This window comes from Arthrobacter sp. ISL-85 (genome assembly GCF_018613675.1).
Classification (GTDB): Bacteria; Actinomycetota; Actinomycetes; order Actinomycetales; family Micrococcaceae; genus Arthrobacter.
In genome coordinates, this window is sequence record NZ_JAGGPQ010000017.1 from 194044 (window position 1) to 210748 (window position 16705).

Sequence of the window (16705 nt, forward strand, 5' to 3'; positions counted from 1 at the left end):
AGAGTTCCCAGAATTGCCGAAAACCGCGTGTATCTGGAACACCTTTCACTGACCGACTTCCGCAGTTATGCCCAGGTTGACCTCAGCCTGGGACCCGGGGTCACCGTCCTGGTGGGATACAACGGCATCGGCAAGACCAACCTAATGGAGGCCATCGGTTACCTGGCCACCCTCAGCTCGCACCGGGTCAGTTCCGATGCGCCCTTGCTGAGGTTCGGCACAGAACGCGCACTGGTGCGCGCGCGGCTGGTCCGTGGCACGCAAACCACGGTCCTTGAGTTGGAGATTAACGCCGGCCGTGCCAACCGGGGCCGCATCAACCGCAGTAACCCGGTGCGTGCGCGCGACATACTTGGCATCTGCCAGACCGTCCTGTTTGCCCCGGAGGACTTGGCACTGGTCAAGGGCGATCCGTCCAACCGCCGGCGCTTCCTTGACGAGCTGCTGGCAAGCTTGATCCCGCACCATGCCGCCACCCGCAGCGACTATGACCGGGTCCTTAAACAGCGCAACGCCCTGCTTAAGTCTGCGCGGGCCGGAAAGTTCACTGCAGCACATGAATCCACCCTTGATGTGTGGGATCAGCACATGGCCCGGGCCGGGGCAGCATTGCTGCACGCGCGGCTGGAACTCGTGGAGCGCCTCCGGCCGCACCTTGCCCGGGCTTACGCCGAACTTACGGATGCGTCCAAGCCGGCCGACGCCACATACCGTTCAACGCTCCAGAACCAGATGGATGACGACGGCGTTCCGGCAGGTAGTACGCAGCGCGCCACCCCGGGAGGCTCTCCAGACGGCCAGGAGGACCTCCGCCTTCTCTCTGTCGAGCAGCTTACGGAACGGTACGTCCAGGCGTTCGCGGAATCCCGCAAGAAGGAACTGGAACGGGGCATATCCCTGGTTGGTCCGCACCGCGACGAACTGGAATTGATGCTCGGGCAGGCGCCTGCGAAGGGGTATGCCTCCCATGGGGAAACCTGGTCCATGTGCCTGTCCCTGCGGCTGGCCTCGTACTATGTGATGCTGGACGATGCCCGGACCGGCGGTTCGGCTCCCATCCTCATCCTTGACGACGTCTTTGCCGAACTGGATGTCCAGCGGCGGCGTAAACTGGCGGCAATAGTCTCCGGCGCGGAACAGGTTCTGGTGACCGCCGCCGTCGACGCCGATATTCCGGAAGAACTGTCCGGGCGGCGGGTGAAGGTTATCCCTGGAGGTATCGATGAGTAGTGACCAGGGCGGCGGGTTACAGCCCGGCCGCGAGCCTGACGACATCGATGCCCCGCAGGCGGCGTTGAACAGGATGCGCGATGCCGCGGCCGCCCGGGGCGAAGTCCGCCGGAAAGTGGCAAGGCCGGGCTCGCAGAAGGCCAAGGGCAGTATCCGGGACACCCGCGGCTTCAGCCAGTTCCACGCCACGGGTCGGGATCCTTTGGGTTTAGGGAAGGTAGTAGGCCGGCTGGTGGCGGAGCGGGGGTGGACCTCACCTGTGGCGGTCGGCTCGGTCATGGCGGAGTGGGCCACGCTGGTGGGTCCGGAAATCTCTGCCCACTGCACGCCTGAAAGCTTCGCCGGCACCACCCTCCACGTGCGGTGTGATTCCACCGCCTGGGCCACCCAACTTCGGCTTTTGAGCAACAGCCTGCTCGACAAATTCCGCCGCGAACTGGGCGACGGGGTGGTAACCAGCATCCAGGTATTGGGACCCTCGGCACCAAGTTGGCGCAAGGGTGGACGCAGTGTCAACGGCCGCGGTCCCCGGGACACGTACGGATAGTCGGGACGGCAACTCTTGAAACTGTGCGCAACGGCGTGTAGGGCGCTTTAAGGGCCGCAGCCCGTACAGGCACCCGGAGGGTGCACCGTTGGGCCGCCCTAGGCGGGGCCAAGAGCCTCGCACAGCCATATTCACCCGCGCTGGAGGCCCTGGAATGCAGGGATATGTGGTGGTTCACGGTAGAATTGGTGCAGATAACTGGGCGCGGATGAAACGTTGACTTCAGTCTGTTCTTCGCGCGCTCTCCGCGTGCGGAGCGCGGACCACCCCACCGTCAGCAGGTCACCGGCGCCATGAGTTTGTGCCTGTTGGCGGGTGGCTTATCCCTGGGAAAAGCCACCGGCCGGCCATCATCGAGAACAGAGGAGTCGCAGCGCCTGTGGCTAACGACAATACAGATATTCTGGCAGCAGATACAGCAGTCGAGGATGGCCGCACCCCTGATACCCCGGCTGCGGCAACCACCCCACGGGAATACGGTGCCAGCGACATCACTGTGCTTGAGGGCCTTGAGGCTGTCCGCAAGCGTCCGGGCATGTACATCGGCTCCACCGGACCCCGCGGCCTCCACCACCTGGTTTACGAGGTGGTGGACAACTCGGTGGATGAGGCGCTGGCCGGATACTGCAGCCATATAGAGATCGTCCTGCAGGCCGATGGCGGCGTCAAAGTGGTCGATGATGGCCGCGGTATTCCGGTGGACATGCACCCCACCGAACACAAGCCCACCGTCGAAGTGGTCATGACCATCCTGCACGCCGGCGGCAAGTTCGGCGGTGGCGGATATGCCGTCTCCGGTGGCCTGCACGGCGTGGGCATTTCGGTGGTCAACGCCCTGTCCAGCCGGGTGGACACCGAAGTGCGCCGCCAGGGGCACGTATGGCGGATGTCCTTTGCTGATGGCGGCAAGCCGCAGGGCAGCCTGGTCAAGGGCGAAGAGACAGATGCCACCGGCACCACGCAGACCTTCTACCCGGATCCGGCGATCTTCGAAAGCACCGAGTTCGATTTCGAAACCCTGCGGGCCCGCTTCCAGCAGATGGCGTTCCTGAACAAGGGCCTGCGCATCACCTTGACGGATGAGCGGGCGCCAGCCGTTGACGACGCCGACGGCGACCTGGACCTTGACGACCTCAGCACCGAGGGTGAGGTCAACGCAGAACACCGCACCGTGGTGTACCAGTACAACGAAGGCCTGCTGGACTACGTCAGGCACCTGAACTCCGGCAAGAAGGTGGAGGTGGTCCACGAGGACGTCATCGCCTTTGAAACCGAAGACACGGAACGCCGCATCGCCCTGGAAATGGCAATGCAGTGGACCAACGCCTACTCGGAGAGCGTGCACACCTACGCCAACACCATCAACACCCATGAGGGCGGAACGCACGAAGAAGGCTTCCGCGCCGCGATGACGTCCCTGATCAACCGGTACGCGCGCGAAAAGGGCATCATCAAGGAAAAGGACGACAACCTCACCGGCGATGACATCCGCGAGGGTCTTACCGCTGTCATTTCGGTCAAGCTGGCCGAGCCCCAGTTCGAGGGCCAGACCAAGACCAAGCTGGGCAACTCCGAGGTGAAGGGCTTCGTCCAGCGCGTGGTAACTGATGGCCTGGGCGACTGGCTGGAGCGCAACCCCGGCCCGGCCCGCGACGTTATCCGCAAGGCCATCTCCGCCGCGCAAGCCAGGATGGCGGCCAGGAAGGCCCGGGACAATGCGCGGCGCAAGAGCCCGCTGGAATCCTTTGGCATGCCCGGCAAGCTTTCGGACTGCTCCTCCAAGGACCCCGAAAAGTGCGAGGTCTACATCGTGGAGGGCGATTCGGCCGGTGGCTCCGCCAAGCGCGGCCGCAACCCCGAGACCCAAGCCATCCTGCCCCTCCGCGGCAAGATCCTCAACGTGGAGCGCGCCCGGCTGGACAAGGCCCTGGGCAACGCAGAAGTCCAGTCCATGATCACCGCTTTCGGCACCGGCATTGGCGAGGACTTCGACCTGGCCAAGCTGCGGTACCACAAGATCGTGCTCATGGCAGATGCCGACGTGGACGGCCAGCACATCACCACGCTGCTGATGACCCTGCTGTTCCGGTACATGCGGCCCCTGATCGAGAACGGCTACGTGTACCTTGCCCAGCCGCCGCTGTACCGGATCAAGTGGTCCAACGCGCCGCACGACTACGTGTACAGCGACCGCGAACGCGACGCCAAGCTGGTGTCGGGGCAGGCCGCCGGACGCCGCATTCCCAAGGACAACGGCATCCAGCGCTACAAGGGCCTTGGCGAGATGGACTACACCGAGTTGTGGGACACCACCATGGACCCCGATCACCGAACGCTGCTGCAGGTGACCATGGACGACGCCCTGGCCGCCGACCAGATCTTCTCTGTCCTCATGGGCGAAGACGTGGAATCCCGCCGCAACTTCATCCAGCAGAACGCCAAGGACGTCAGGTTCCTGGACATCTAAGGACCCGCTCCAAAGTATTCGGAACCAGACATATACCTGAAACGGAAAATAACTATGAGCGACGAAACCCCTGTGAATCCCGCCCCTGAGGACGGAACTCCGGACACCGTTCTTGAAGGCGACGTGCTGATCGACCGCGTGGAACAAGTGGACCTGCAGACCGAAATGCAGCGCTCCTACCTGGATTACGCCATGGCTGTCATCGTGGGCCGGGCTCTCCCGGACGTCCGCGACGGCCTCAAGCCCGTGCACCGGCGCGTGCTGTACGCTATGTTCGACGGCGGCTACCGTCCCGACCGGTCCTTCAACAAGTGTGCCCGCGTGGTGGGCGAAGTCATGGGCCAGTACCACCCGCACGGCGACACCGCCATTTACGACGCCCTGGTGCGCCTGATCCAGGACTGGACCATGCGCTACCCGCTGGCCCTGGGCCAGGGCAACTTCGGTTCGCCAGGCAACGACGGCGCGGCCGCACCGCGCTACACCGAGACCAAGATGGCCCCCTTGGCCATGGAAATGGTCCGGGACATCGACGAGGAAACCGTCGATTTCCAGGACAACTACGACGGCAAGAACCAGGAACCCACCATCCTGCCGGCCAGGTTCCCCAACCTGCTGGTGAACGGTTCCTCAGGCATCGCCGTGGGCATGGCCACCAACATTCCGCCGCACAACCTTCGGGAGGTGGCCGACGGCGTCCAGTGGTACCTGGCCAACCCGGGTGCCAGCCGCGAGGAACTCCTCGAGGAACTGCTGGTGCGGGTCAAGGGCCCGGATTTCCCCACCGGAGCCACGATCCTTGGCCACAAGGGCATCGAAGACGCCTACCGTACCGGCCGCGGATCGGTCACCATGCGCGCCGTGGTTGCCGTAGAGGAACTGCAGGGCCGTACCTGCCTGGTGGTCACCGAACTTCCGTACCAGGCCAACCCGGACAACCTGGCGATCAAGATTGCGGAACTGGTCAAGGACGGCAAAATCCAGGGCATCGCCGACCTCCGCGATGAAACGTCCGGGCGCACCGGCCAGCGCCTGGTGATCGTGCTCAAGCGCGACGCAGTGCCCAAGGTGGTGCTGAACAACCTCTACAAGCACACGGAACTGCAGAGTAACTTTTCCGCCAACATGCTGGCCATCGTTGACGGCGTGCCGCGCACCCTGAGCCTCGACGCATTCATCCGCCACTGGGTGACGCACCAGATGGACGTCATCGCCCGCCGCACCCGGTACCGCCTCCGCAAGGCCGAGGAAGAAGCCCACATCCTGCGGGCCCTCCTGAAGGCACTGGACATGCTGGACGAGGTCATTGCCCTCATCCGGGCTTCCAGCACCACCGAGGCCGCGCGGGACGGGCTGATGGAGCTGCTGGACATTGATGAGCTGCAGGCCAGGGCCATCCTGGACATGCAGCTGCGGCGCCTGGCCGCCCTGGAACGCCAGCGGATCCAGGAAAAGCACGCAGAACTCGAAGCCATGATCACCGAATACAAGGAGATCCTGGCTTCGGAGGAGCGCCAGCGCGGCATCATCAGTGCTGAGCTGGGCGAGATCGTGGACAAGCACGGCGATGACCGGCGCACCAGGATCCTCATGGGCTACGACGGCGACATGTCCATGGAGGACCTGATCCCCGAAGAAGAGATGGTGGTGACCATTACCCGCGGCGGCTACGTCAAGCGCACCCGCAGCGACAACTACCGCTCACAGCAGCGCGGCGGCAAGGGCATCAAGGGTGCCCAGCTTCGCGGTGACGACGTAGTGGAGCACTTCTTCGTGACCACCACCCACCACTGGCTGCTGTTCTTCACCAACCTGGGACGCGTCTACCGTGCCAAGGCATACGAGCTGATGGAAGCGGGCCGGGACGCCAAGGGCCAGCACGTGGCCAACCTGATGGCATTCCAGCCTGATGAACACATCGCCCAGGTCCTGGATCTCAAGGACTACCAGCAGGCGCCCTACCTGGTGCTCGCCACCAAGAGGGGCCTGGTGAAGAAGACCAGGCTGGAGGATTACGACACCAACCGCTCGGCAGGCGTGATTGCCATCAACCTGCGCGACGGCGACGAGCTGGTCTCAGCCCAGCTTGTCTCGGAAACCGACGACCTCTTCCTGGTCTCCCGGAAGGGACAGTCGATCCGCTTCACTGCTACCGATGACGCACTGCGCCCCATGGGACGTGCCACATCCGGGGTAACCGGCATGAAGTTCCGTGAGGACGATGAACTGCTGGCCGCAGACGTGGTCACTGACGGTTCGTTCGTGTTCATCGTGACCGAAGGAGGCTATGCCAAACGCAGCGCGGTGGAGGAATACCGGTTGCAGGGCCGTGGTGGCCTGGGCATCAAGGTGGGCAAGTACCAGGAAGAACGCGGCCACCTGGTGGGCGCACTCATCGTCCATGAAGAAGATGAAGTCCTGGTGGTCATGGAGGGCGGCAAGGTTGTCCGCTCCTCCGTTGCCGGTGTTCCTGCCAAGGGCCGCGACACCATGGGCGTCATCTTCGCCAAACCGGACAAGAATGACCGGATCATCGAGGTGGCGCGCAACAGCGAACGCGGACTTGAGGACGAGGAATCCACCGGGGATGACGTAACGTTGGCTGAAGATGGTGGGACCGCTGGGGAACCCGCCGCGCCAGCAATGGCAGAAGAATCACCGGCCGTAGAGTCAGAGGACGCCTCGGGCGACGCTGAGCCGAACGAAGACAACACGGAGGTAACGAGTGAGTAATTCCGACTCATTTCCCAAGCCGAACAGTACTGTTCCCGACGGGAACCGGCCTTCAGCGGCGCCCCGCGTGAACGCCCCCGTTCGTCCGCAGCAGCGCCCCTCGGCCCCTGCCGGCGCTCCGGGCCAGCGGCCTGCTGTCCCGGGCCAGCGCCCGCAGCAGGGCGACGGCCCGGTACAGCCTGGCCAGCGCCCTTTCCAGGGGCAGGCGCCCCAGCGTCCGGCACCGGCAGGTCAGCGCCCTGTACAGGGTGGCTCCAGCCAGGGCACTCCCGGCCTGGTCAAGCCGGCACCGAAGGCAAAAGTCCGCCGGGCCCGGCTGCTGATCAGCAAGGTCGATCCGTGGTCCGTCCTGAAGATGGCATTCCTGCTGTCCGTGGCACTGGGAATCGTCACCGTGGTGGCCGCCATTGTTCTGTGGACGGTCCTGGACCTCACCGGAATCTTTGACCAGGTGGACAGTCTGCTCGGCACGCTTGCCGGCTCTGAAAGCGGTGGCTTCGAACTGAAGAAGGTCGCCTCGTTGGGCCAGGTGGCCTCGTTTGCCACCATTATTGCCGTGGTCAACGTCGTCCTCCTGACGGCACTGTCTATGCTTTCCGCTGTCCTTTACAACATCTCTGCCACCCTGGTTGGCGGCATTGGCGTGACCCTCACCGACGATTAGGAGGCCATTTTTCACCGGCTCCCCGCTGGTGGAAAGGCCCGATTTGAGATCGGGCCGGGGTGTGCTGTAAAGTCATGTCTCGGCCCGGTGAGGGTTTGGGGCGTATAGCTCAGGCGGTTAGAGCGCTTCGCTGATAACGAAGAGGTCCCAGGTTCAAGTCCTGGTACGCCCACGGAACCTGTGCAGGTTTCAAACGGAGGTTTGGTCCGGAGTAATCCGGTACCGGGCCGGAATGGGGAGCATGTGAAGAAGTTGCTTGTATTGGCAGCCGCAATCGCAGGCTTCCTGGTCTACCGGAAAGCACAGGAATCCGAAGCCCGGAAGACAGTCTGGAGCAAGTCGACCGATACGGTTGACTAATCCGGACACCTGAACCGGAGCCCGTCATGGGCCCCAGGGTTACAGGGTATGATGGACGGGTTGCTTCTTATGGGGGCATGGCGCAATTGGTAGCGCACCTGCTTTGCAAGCAGGGGGTTCGGGGTTCGAGTCCCCGTGCCTCCACCATAAGGAAGTCCCGGTCAGCGGAAACGCCGACCGGGACTTTTTGGTTTCCATCTGCGCAAGGAACCAGCACTAGGGGGCTGAAATGAACTTCTTTTTCGCGGCCCTGGGGGTCTTGGGCGTAGCATCATCCGGGCCCTTGATCGCGGCTACTCTTGGCGCCACGAGCGTGAGCGCCCTTGCCATCGCCTTCTGGCGCAACGCGATCGGTGCAGCCGTCATGGCCACCCCCACCCTTGTCCGGCAGCCCCGCCAGTTCGGCAGCATCAGCAGCCGCGATTTCCGCTGGTCTGCGCTGGCCGCCGTCGCCCTTGCGCTGCACTTCGCCTGCTTCATCACCTCCCTGCAGCTCACCTCGGTGGCAGCCGCGACAGCCCTGGTGTGCCTGCAGTCAGCCTGGATTGCCGTCTTCCAGCTTGTCCGCGGCATCCGCCACCGTTGGCAGGTCCTGGCCGGGCTGGGGATCGCCTTCGGTGGTGTCGTTGCCATCACCGGCTTCGATATGGGCTCTTCGCCGCGGGCACTCACAGGCGACCTGCTGGCGATGGCCGGCGGGGCGCTGGCCGGCCTCTATACGCTTGCTGGGGGCAAGGCACGGCAGAGCATGACCACCGGAACCTACACCACGCTCTGTTATGGCATGTGCGCCGCCCTCGTGGCAGTGCTGGCCCTGATCGGGGGGCAGCCCCTGGTGGGGTTCGAGCCGGCCGGATGGCTGGGCATCGCAGCCATTACCGTCTGCGCGCAACTGGTGGGCCACACCGCCTTCAACCACCTGCTGGCCACCATGAGCCCGCTCATCGTCTCGATGATCATCCTTCTGGAAATCCCCGGGGCTGCGCTGTTGGCGGCCGTGTTCCTGCACGAAACCCTGCCTGCGGGCACGTACGCGGGGCTTGGCCTGATCCTGGCGGGACTCGCCGTCGTGGTCCTGGGTCAAAGGAACGGCAAGGGTCAAAGGAACGGCAGGCACGGCAGCCGTGGCACGGCGCCCCAGGAGGATCCGCCGTCGGAACGCCTTGCCGGGCTGGGGACTGACTGAGCCTTTATTGGCCGCCGCGGCGGACTGGCTGGGCTGTGTTAACGGTGTGGATGGCCCGGAGCAGCTTGGCCGGGAAGTAGACCGAGAAGAAGACCACCATGGGAGCCTTCAGCGCCATCTTCCTGACGTTATGGGCCTTGTAGGTCCGGTCGAACCGGGTGACGTAGTAGCGGTAGTCCCGTGGTGAATCCTCCAGCCGTCGCGCGGACATCCCGGAGACCATTTGCGGCCAGTAGCGCACCGGCAGCTCATGGTCGGCCAGGTGCAGGGACAAATCGATGTCCTCGTGCATCTCGTCCTTCTCGTCCCGGCAGGTCTCGGAGCGGATGGTCTCCCAGGCACTGGCGCGCAGTGCCATGTTGGAGCCAAACAGGAAATGGTACTGGTGTTTGGCCAGCTTCAGCATGAGCTGGCGCATCTTGTCGTCCGCCTTGAGCCCAAAGCGCCGCATCGGCATGTCGTAGTAGACTACCGGGCCGGTGGCAGCCTGGACCGAGTGGTCCGCGAAGGCCTTCTGCACCTGCTCAACCCAGTCGGGTTCCACTATGGAGTCAGCGTCGATCCGCCCCAGGATGTCTCCGGTGGCACTGTCCAGCCCGAAGTTGCGGGTGGGGATGAGGCCCTGGTCCCGGTCCTGGCTTAGGAGGATGATGGGGCTTTCCGGATACTCAAGCTGCATCTGGCGGACAATGTCAGCGGTCCGGTCTTTGGAAAGGTTGTCCACCACGATGATCTCGTGGGCAGGAACGGACTGGTAGATGGCAGCTATCAGGCACTGCCTGATCACGCTCTCCTCGTTGTACGCCGGGATGACGATTGACACGCGGAGCTGTACGGCTGCGTCGTTCACGGCATCCCCAGAGGATCGATTGGCTGACATCACCTCAAATCTAGCATCTGGGCCATGTCATGCCACGGACGGGGTGCACCATGCGCGGCGGCACGGAAGTCAGTGAGGGCCCGATCCGGGAGGCTGCACACGGGCATGCAAAAGGGGCCCCGCCAGAAGAACGGGACCCCTTGAACGCGGTGTGAAGACTAGGCCTGGTTGCCCTTGTCTTCCTTCGGGGCCGCCTTGGCGTCGTCGGCCGCGGTGTTGGAGCCCTCCGCGGCGTCGTCGGCTACGTGCTTGGCCTTGTCTGCTGCGTCGGCGGTGTTTTCCTTGACAGTGGCCGCGGCGTCGCCGGCTTCGTCGGCGACGGCACCGGCGGCAGAAGCGGCTGCGGCGGCACCCTTGTCAGCGGCGTCGGCGGTGTTTTCCTTGACATCGCTGACGGTAGTGGCAGGAACGGGCGCAGGAGTCGGCGTGACCGGCGAGGGCGTCTTCCAGGGGTCCTCAACCGGCTTGGAGGCCTTCCATGCTGCAACGCCCGCAGCCACGGCGGCGGCCACAACTCCAAAGACCAGCCAGCCGCGCTTCCTGGGCTTTTCCGGCTGGGCCAGCTGCACATCCACTGCGCGGCCGGCTCCGGCAGCAGCTGCCTTCAGCTGCGTGCCGGTTGCCTGGGCCTGCTCCTGGAGGGCGTGGATAATTCCCACATCACCAAGTTTCTGCGCGACAGCGTCCACCCGTGCCGGGGTGTTCTCGAGGGTGCGGTGCACCGCAACGGACGCCACCCCAATCTGGTCCGAGAGCCTGGGCAGGTACTCCACCACTACCCGGTCACGCGCATTCAGGACCACCGGGGTGGCCTTGTCCAGGGCTTCGTGCAGGCGGGGGGATGCACCCTCAACCACGTCATTGATCTTTGGGGCCAGTTGGGCCAGTCCGTCCTGGATCCGGGGAGTCACGGTGGCAACACCGTCGGCCAGGCTATGGGCCGCCGTCTTCAGGCCTTCCTGGATCTTGGGAGATGCGGTATCCAGGCTCTGCTGCAGGCGGGGAACAGCCCAGTCCACGGCAGCTTCCACCCGGGGGGCCGCCCAATCCTTGGCGTTTTCCACCGCACTGGTGACCGACTGCTCAAGGTCACGGGCAATACGATCCGATTTCTTCACAACTACCTCCCGATTAATGTGACGGTTCTGTCGCTAGCCTACGTGCCCAGATCACCACGGGCTATTCACTCTGCGGATTTTAGGGGGATTTCACCCAGCGCGGAACTGCAGCCGCAGCCGCGGATGCCCAGAACCGGCATGGGAGAATCAAGCTATGACTGCCATCGCAACTGCAAAAGCAACCATCCACACCAGCCTCGGCGACATCGTGGTAAACCTCTTCGGCAACCACGCGCCCAAGACGGTCAAGAACTTCGTTGGGCTTGCCACGGGCGAGCAGGCCTGGACCCACCCGGAAACCGGCGAGGACAAGACCGGCACGCCGCTCTACAACGGAACCATCTTCCACCGCATCATCAAGGACTTCATGGTCCAGGCGGGCGATCCCCTGGGCCGCGGAACCGGTGGTCCCGGCTACCGCTTCGACGACGAGATCCACCCGGAACTGAGCTTTAACCAGCCCTACAAGCTGGCCATGGCCAACGCCGGTATCCAGATGGGCAAGGGCACCAACGGTTCACAGTTCTTCATCACCACCATTCCCACGGACTGGCTCCAGGGCAAGCACACCATTTTTGGTGAAGTGGCTGACGACGCATCCAAGAAGGTCGTCGACGCCATCGAGGGTGTCCGCACCGGTATGGGTGACCGCCCGGTTGAGGACGTCACCATCAACAGCATCGACATCGAACAGCTGTAACGCCCCACCATGAGTTACGGAATTCCGTCGGCTGAGCCGTCCGCCCAGGTCCCGGTCTGCCCCCGGCACCCGGATCGGCCGTCCTACGTGCGCTGCCAGCGCTGTGGGCGCCCGGCATGCCCTGACTGCCAGCGGGCGGCCGCCGTCGGATTCCAATGCATTGACTGCGTCAACGAAACAAAACGTACGACGCCGGAAGTACGGACCGTCTACGGCGGTGCCGTTGCCACTGGCAAGCCTTTGGTGACGTTCGGCATCATCGCAGCCTGCGTTGTGGTCTACGCACTGCAGCTGCTCATTCCCGGCGACTGGGTATACAAGCAGTTCGCGTACAACAACATCTTCGCCGCCCCGCAGTACGGTGCGTTCGAGCCGTGGCGGATGGTGACATCAGCCTTCCTCCATTCCCCGGATTCGCTGCTGCACATCCTCCTGAACATGTACACGCTGTGGATTTTCGGCCAGGCCCTCGAGCCTATCCTCGGCCGGGTCCGCTTCCTGGCGCTGTACCTGATCTCCGCCTTTGGTGGGTCAGTGGGCTACCTCCTCATGAACCCCGTGCTGGTGCCAGGGCAGGGTTTGGTGGGGCTGGTGGGCGCCTCAGGGGCGATTTTCGGACTCTTCGGCGCCATGTTGCTGGTCCAACGACAGCGCGGCGGCGACACCCGGCAGTTGTGGGTCCTGATCGCCATCAATGGCGTGATCGGTTTCCTGATCCCCCATATCGCCTGGCAGGCCCACCTGGGCGGTCTGATCACCGGTGGGTTCTGCGCGGCGGTTCTTTCCTACACCCCGCGCGGACACCGGCAGGCCCTTATCCAGGCGCTGGGCCTGGCTGCAGTGGTGGCGCTGCTTGTCGCCGTGAGCTGGATACGGGTGACGCTCTAGGCCACGCAACGTCCCACATTTACAGCTATGCCTCCGCCACCGCCCGTGACGGGGGCATAGCTGTTTTCCACAGCCCTTGTCCACAGTGTTAATAACTTACACAGCTGTAGTTCCCCTGCCACTTCACCCTGTGCAGGCCCTGGGCCGCCGATCGTCCGGAACTCGAACTGCCGTTCTCCACACTTGTGGATAACCTGTGGGGATATCGCTGTGTGTAAGTGGATAAACAACGCCGTGCCGGCGCTTCTGTGGAAAACAACGGCGAGTGGGCCGGGCGCCAGCCTCGCTGCCAGCGTCTGCCGGAGGTTATCGACAGCCGTATCCACACTGTTAATAAATGACAGACCTGTTGTTCCCACCCCCAAACGGACCGCCGGAGTAGGGCGGCCTCCCGCAAAAGGGGAAGATTTCCACGTCGTTTCCCACAGGTGTGGATAACTTGTGGGTATCGCGATGTTGGTAAGTGGATAAACGCAAAGGCTCCAGACCGCGTCCTGCCTATGATGAGAGCCAGCCAAGCCGTTCAACCGAAAAGGACACCCGTGGGCGCCACTGAACATCTGTACCTGGATAAACAGCATCCCGCACTCTGGAGGGCGATCAGCGGCCTGGGCCTGAAGGTTCAGGAAGCTGCAGAAGAGGCTGGAATTGGGCGCGGCCTGCTGGAACTCCTCAACGTGCGGATTTCCCAGATCAACGGCTGCGCCTACTGCCTGGACCTCCACGTGCGGAAAGCGGCCGAAGCCGGAGAAAGCCCGCAGCGGCTGGCAGTATTACCGGCATGGCGCGAGACTGCGCTGTTCACGGACAAGGAACGGGCCGCGCTGGCGTTGGCAGAGAGCATCACCGAACTCCGGGATGAGCGGTCAAGGGAGCATGCGGAGGCCTACGCGCGGGAGTGCCTTAACGTTGAGGAGTTTTCCGCAGTGAGCTGGGTGGCTGTGACCATGAATGCGTTCAACAGGGTGTCCATTACCAGCCACCACCCGGTCCGGCAGGACCGCCCGTAGGCCGGTGGATCACCAGGCGGGACTCCGTCCCGACCACCGGGCGGGACGTCCGTCCACCGAGGTTCCCGGGCTTATCCACAGGTATTCCACACTGTTAATAACCGCATCTTCCCGGCACATTCCGGGGAAGAGGCTCTGTACGGGTATGTGGCTCCTTCAGCCCAGCCAACTGTGGAAACTTCTCCACAGTGTGGATAACCTTCCCAACAGCTGGGGATAACGGGTGGCGGTAGAGGCGGAAGTCCTATTCGCGCCAGATGCCGGAGGATCCGCGGCGATGGCTGTCCACGAGGTGGGTGTCCACTATTCCCACTGCCTCCATTAGGGCGAACATGGTGGTGGGTCCCACAAAGGAGAAACCGCGCTTCCGGAGCGCTTTTGACAAGGCTACCGACTCCGCTGACTGGGTGGGAATATCCGCTGCCGCCCGCGGCTCCGGGGTGCTGTCCGGGCGGAAGCTCCAAACAAAGTCCACCAGTCCGCCGTCGCCGCGAAGTTCCAGGGTGGCCTGGGCATTTTTGACCGTGGCAAGGATCTTAAGCCGGTTTCTGATAATTCCCGGATCCTGCATCAGCCGGTCTACATCCGCACCGCTGAACGTTGCGACCTGTTCCGGATCGAAGCCGGCAAAGGCGGCACGGAAGGCAGGGCGCTTGCGCAGGATGGTTGCCCAGGAGAGGCCGGCCTGAAAACCCTCAAGGCAGATGCGCTCGTACATGCCTTGCTCGTCAGTGACGGGCAGTCCCCATTCCTGGTCGTAATAGTTCCGCATCAGGGGATCCGTGGCAGCCCAGGCGGGCCGGGCCAGGCCGTCCTCGCCAACGATTACGCCGTTGGAATCGGGAGCCAGTGTGGTCCTCCTTGGAACAGTTGCGCGGCAGGTGCTAGGAGCGCCAGCGGGTGGTCATCAGGAACCCGACTATGGCGATGCCGAAGCCCGCCACGATATTCCAGGACTGCCAGGCCTGGACCGGGAAACGCCCCTCGCTGATGTAGAAGGTGATGATCCAAAAGAGGCCAATGATCATTAGGCCGAACATGACCGGCTTGAACCATACGGGGTTGGGCTTGTATGCCTGCGGGGATGCCGGCTGGACGGTGCTGGCGGTCTTCCTGCGAGGCTTTGACTCGGGCACTGGCTCTCCTTGGCGGGCTGGGCAAGCTCGGCGGCGCGGGCTTGGTATCCTGCAAGAAGGAAATTGCCAGCGGTCTACGCGATCTTGGTCAAATCTGGATTCTTACTAGCAGCCAATTCTAGCCGCAGTTGATGGGCACCCGGTGCCCAGGGTAAATGCCCGGAGGAGAACGCGTGGTATTGCAGGAGAAGGCGGGGCCCGCCACTGTGCCCGCGCCCCGTCGCGCCCTCCTGCGCGGCACCATCTCGGTGCTGGGCGAGCTGCTGATAACTGCCGGCGTCATCCTCCTGCTCTTTGTCGCGTGGCAACTGTGGTGGACCAACGTCGAGTCCGATGCCAAGCAGAGCCAGGTCATCAAGGAATTCGCACAGGACCTGGGCAGCGCCGCCCCGGCAGCCACAGCGCCACCGGCGCCTCCTGCTGCCGGCGAGGATTTCGGAAAGCCCGTGGTGGGGACGGCTCCGGGCCACGCCGGCACGATCGGCATCATGTACATCCCCCGGTTCGGCCCCACCTATACCCGCCCCATCGTCCAGGGGACCAGCCAGGACGTCCTGGACACGCTGGGCCTTGGCCACTACAGCAATACGGCGATGCCGGGCGCAGTGGGCAACTTTGCCGTCGCCGGCCACCGGCAGACGCATGGGGCGGTGCTGGACAACATCCACACGCTGGTGCCCGGCGACAAGATCTACGTCCAAACCAAGGACGGCTACTACGTCTACGTGTTCCGGAACAACCAAATCGTGATGCCCTCCCGCACCGATGTCCTGGAACCGGTCCCGACCCAGCCGGGCGTCACGCCCACCGAAAGCTACCTCACCATGACCAGCTGCAACCCCCGCTTCGGTGCGGAAGAACGCATCATCGCCTACGCCCTGCTGGACAGTTGGCGCCCTGCCGCGGCAGGGCCGCCAGCCGAAATTGCGGCGCAGGTTGCAGCAGCCACCGGAAGGAGCTGACCGTGTACGCCTGGATCTTCCGCCACCTTCCCGGACCACTCTGGCTCCGAATCATCATCTCGCTGGCACTGATCTTCATTGCCCTGGTCCTGATGGTCCAGTTCCTTTTCCCCTGGATGTCCCACTTCACCCAATTCACCGACTCAACGATTGGTTCCGCAGACCGGCCATGACCACAACCAAGATCCTTGTAGTGGATAACTACGACAGCTTCGTCTACACCCTGGTGGGTTACCTCCAGGAACTCGGTGCCGAGACCACGGTGGTCCGCAACGACGACGTCACCCTCGCCGAGGCCATCGAACTGGCCGGCACCCGGGACGGCGTCCTCATTTCCCCCGGTCCCGGAAACCCTGCTGAGGCGGGCGTCAGTATCGAGCTCATCAAGTGGTGCGGTGAAAACAGCGTCCCCATGTTCGGCGTGTGCCTGGGCCACCAGGCGCTGGCAGAAGCCTTCGGCGGCAAAGTGACCCATGCCCCCGAGCTCATGCACGGCAAGACGTCCCAGGTGGAGCACATCGGCACCAGTGTCTTCGCCGGGCTCCCCTCCCCCGTCACGGCCACCCGCTACCATTCGCTGGCGGCGGTCCGGGAATCCATTCCCGATGTCCTCGAAATCACGGCGCAGACCGCGTCGGGTGTCGTCATGGGACTGCAGCACCGGACGGCACCGTTATGCGGGGTGCAATTCCATCCTGAATCGGTACTCACCGAGGGCGGGTACCAGATGCTCGGCAACTGGCTGGAATCGCTGGGCATGAAGGGCGCGGCTGCGCGTGCAGCGAAACTGAGCCCGCTGATCCAGCACTAGCGGACAGGCACCG

17 protein-coding genes and 2 tRNA genes are annotated in these 16705 nt (G+C 63.7%); 15 read left to right on the plus strand and 4 right to left on the minus strand.

Going from position 1 to position 16705, the window contains the following annotated elements; all coding sequences use genetic code 11:
- Positions 1-27: 27 nt before the first annotated feature.
- The 9 genes from recF (at position 28) to J7I84_RS14095 (ending at position 9187) form a co-directional block, all read left to right on the plus strand.
- Positions 28-1230, plus strand: coding sequence for a DNA replication/repair protein RecF (recF, locus tag J7I84_RS14055; protein ID WP_214945170.1), 1203 nt, complete (start codon positions 28-30; stop codon positions 1228-1230).
- Positions 1223-1777 carry a DUF721 domain-containing protein gene (locus J7I84_RS14060; protein WP_214945171.1) on the plus strand — a complete coding sequence of 185 codons (555 nt, stop codon included), beginning with the start codon at positions 1223-1225 and terminating at the stop codon, positions 1775-1777. The genes recF and J7I84_RS14060 overlap by 8 nt, the downstream gene beginning before the upstream one ends.
- 379 nt (positions 1778-2156) lie before the next feature.
- Positions 2157-4244 carry a DNA topoisomerase (ATP-hydrolyzing) subunit B gene (gene gyrB, locus J7I84_RS14065; protein WP_214945172.1) on the plus strand — a complete coding sequence of 696 codons (2088 nt, stop codon included), beginning with the start codon at positions 2157-2159 and terminating at the stop codon, positions 4242-4244.
- A gap of 54 nt (positions 4245-4298) precedes the next feature.
- Positions 4299-6977, plus strand: coding sequence for a DNA gyrase subunit A (gene gyrA / locus J7I84_RS14070; RefSeq protein ID WP_214945173.1), 2679 nt, complete (start codon positions 4299-4301; stop codon positions 6975-6977).
- Positions 6970-7641, plus strand: coding sequence for a DUF3566 domain-containing protein (locus J7I84_RS14075; RefSeq protein WP_214945174.1), 672 nt, complete (start codon positions 6970-6972; stop codon positions 7639-7641). The genes gyrA and J7I84_RS14075 overlap by 8 nt, the downstream gene beginning before the upstream one ends.
- A gap of 98 nt (positions 7642-7739) precedes the next feature.
- Positions 7740-7813 (plus strand) — tRNA-Ile (locus J7I84_RS14080).
- 71 nt (positions 7814-7884) lie between these two features.
- Entirely contained in the window at positions 7885-8001 is a 117-nt protein-coding gene (locus tag J7I84_RS14085; protein WP_210411329.1) for a DLW-39 family protein, read from the plus strand.
- A gap of 71 nt (positions 8002-8072) precedes the next feature.
- Positions 8073-8148, plus strand: a tRNA-Ala gene (locus tag J7I84_RS14090).
- 82 nt (positions 8149-8230) lie between these two features.
- Positions 8231-9187, plus strand: a complete 957-nt coding sequence (locus J7I84_RS14095; RefSeq protein WP_214945175.1) for a DMT family transporter — start codon at positions 8231-8233, stop codon at positions 9185-9187.
- Positions 9188-9191: 4 nt separating this feature from the next.
- Here J7I84_RS14095 and J7I84_RS14100 read toward each other — a convergent pair whose 3' ends face one another.
- Positions 9192-10067, minus strand: a complete 876-nt coding sequence (locus J7I84_RS14100; RefSeq protein WP_214945176.1) for a glycosyltransferase family 2 protein — start codon at positions 10065-10067, stop codon at positions 9192-9194.
- 158 nt (positions 10068-10225) lie between these two features.
- Positions 10226-11185 carry a hypothetical protein gene (locus J7I84_RS14105; protein ID WP_214945177.1) on the minus strand — a complete coding sequence of 320 codons (960 nt, stop codon included), beginning with the start codon at positions 11183-11185 and terminating at the stop codon, positions 10226-10228.
- Between the two features lie 154 nt (positions 11186-11339).
- On the opposite strand from J7I84_RS14105, the gene J7I84_RS14110 reads away from it, so the two are divergent.
- From J7I84_RS14110 to J7I84_RS14120, 3 genes are all read left to right on the plus strand, one after another.
- A complete protein-coding gene (locus J7I84_RS14110) occupies positions 11340-11885 on the plus strand; it encodes a peptidylprolyl isomerase (protein WP_214945178.1) in 546 nt (181 codons plus the stop codon).
- A gap of 9 nt (positions 11886-11894) precedes the next feature.
- The gene (locus J7I84_RS14115) at positions 11895-12773 is read left to right on the plus strand and encodes a rhomboid family intramembrane serine protease (RefSeq protein WP_214945179.1); all 879 of its coding nucleotides are present in this window, start codon (positions 11895-11897) and stop codon (positions 12771-12773) included.
- Positions 12774-13315: 542 nt separating this feature from the next.
- Positions 13316-13783: a carboxymuconolactone decarboxylase family protein gene (locus J7I84_RS14120; protein WP_214945180.1), complete on the plus strand. Its 468-nt coding sequence runs from the start codon at positions 13316-13318 to the stop codon at positions 13781-13783.
- 244 nt (positions 13784-14027) lie between these two features.
- Here the strand turns inward: J7I84_RS14120 and J7I84_RS14125 are convergent, their stop codons facing one another.
- Together J7I84_RS14125 and J7I84_RS14130 are read right to left on the minus strand one after the other, a co-directional pair.
- Positions 14028-14633: a DNA-3-methyladenine glycosylase I gene (locus tag J7I84_RS14125; protein ID WP_214945212.1), complete on the minus strand. Its 606-nt coding sequence runs from the start codon at positions 14631-14633 to the stop codon at positions 14028-14030.
- A gap of 34 nt (positions 14634-14667) precedes the next feature.
- Entirely contained in the window at positions 14668-14919 is a 252-nt protein-coding gene (locus tag J7I84_RS14130; RefSeq protein ID WP_214945181.1) for a cell division protein CrgA, read from the minus strand.
- A gap of 173 nt (positions 14920-15092) precedes the next feature.
- On the opposite strand from J7I84_RS14130, the gene J7I84_RS14135 reads away from it, so the two are divergent.
- From J7I84_RS14135 to J7I84_RS14145, 3 genes are read left to right on the plus strand one after another with little or no spacing between them, the layout of a single operon-like run.
- Positions 15093-15881: a class E sortase gene (locus J7I84_RS14135; RefSeq protein WP_214945182.1), complete on the plus strand. Its 789-nt coding sequence runs from the start codon at positions 15093-15095 to the stop codon at positions 15879-15881.
- A 2-nt stretch (positions 15882-15883) separates the two neighbouring features.
- Positions 15884-16054, plus strand: a complete 171-nt coding sequence (locus tag J7I84_RS14140) for a hypothetical protein (protein WP_214945183.1) — start codon at positions 15884-15886, stop codon at positions 16052-16054.
- Complete coding sequence (locus tag J7I84_RS14145) at positions 16051-16692, plus strand: aminodeoxychorismate/anthranilate synthase component II (RefSeq protein WP_214945184.1); 642 nt, start codon at positions 16051-16053, stop codon at positions 16690-16692. Before J7I84_RS14140 ends, J7I84_RS14145 begins: the two co-directional genes overlap by 4 nt.
- Positions 16693-16705: the final 13 nt, after the last annotated feature.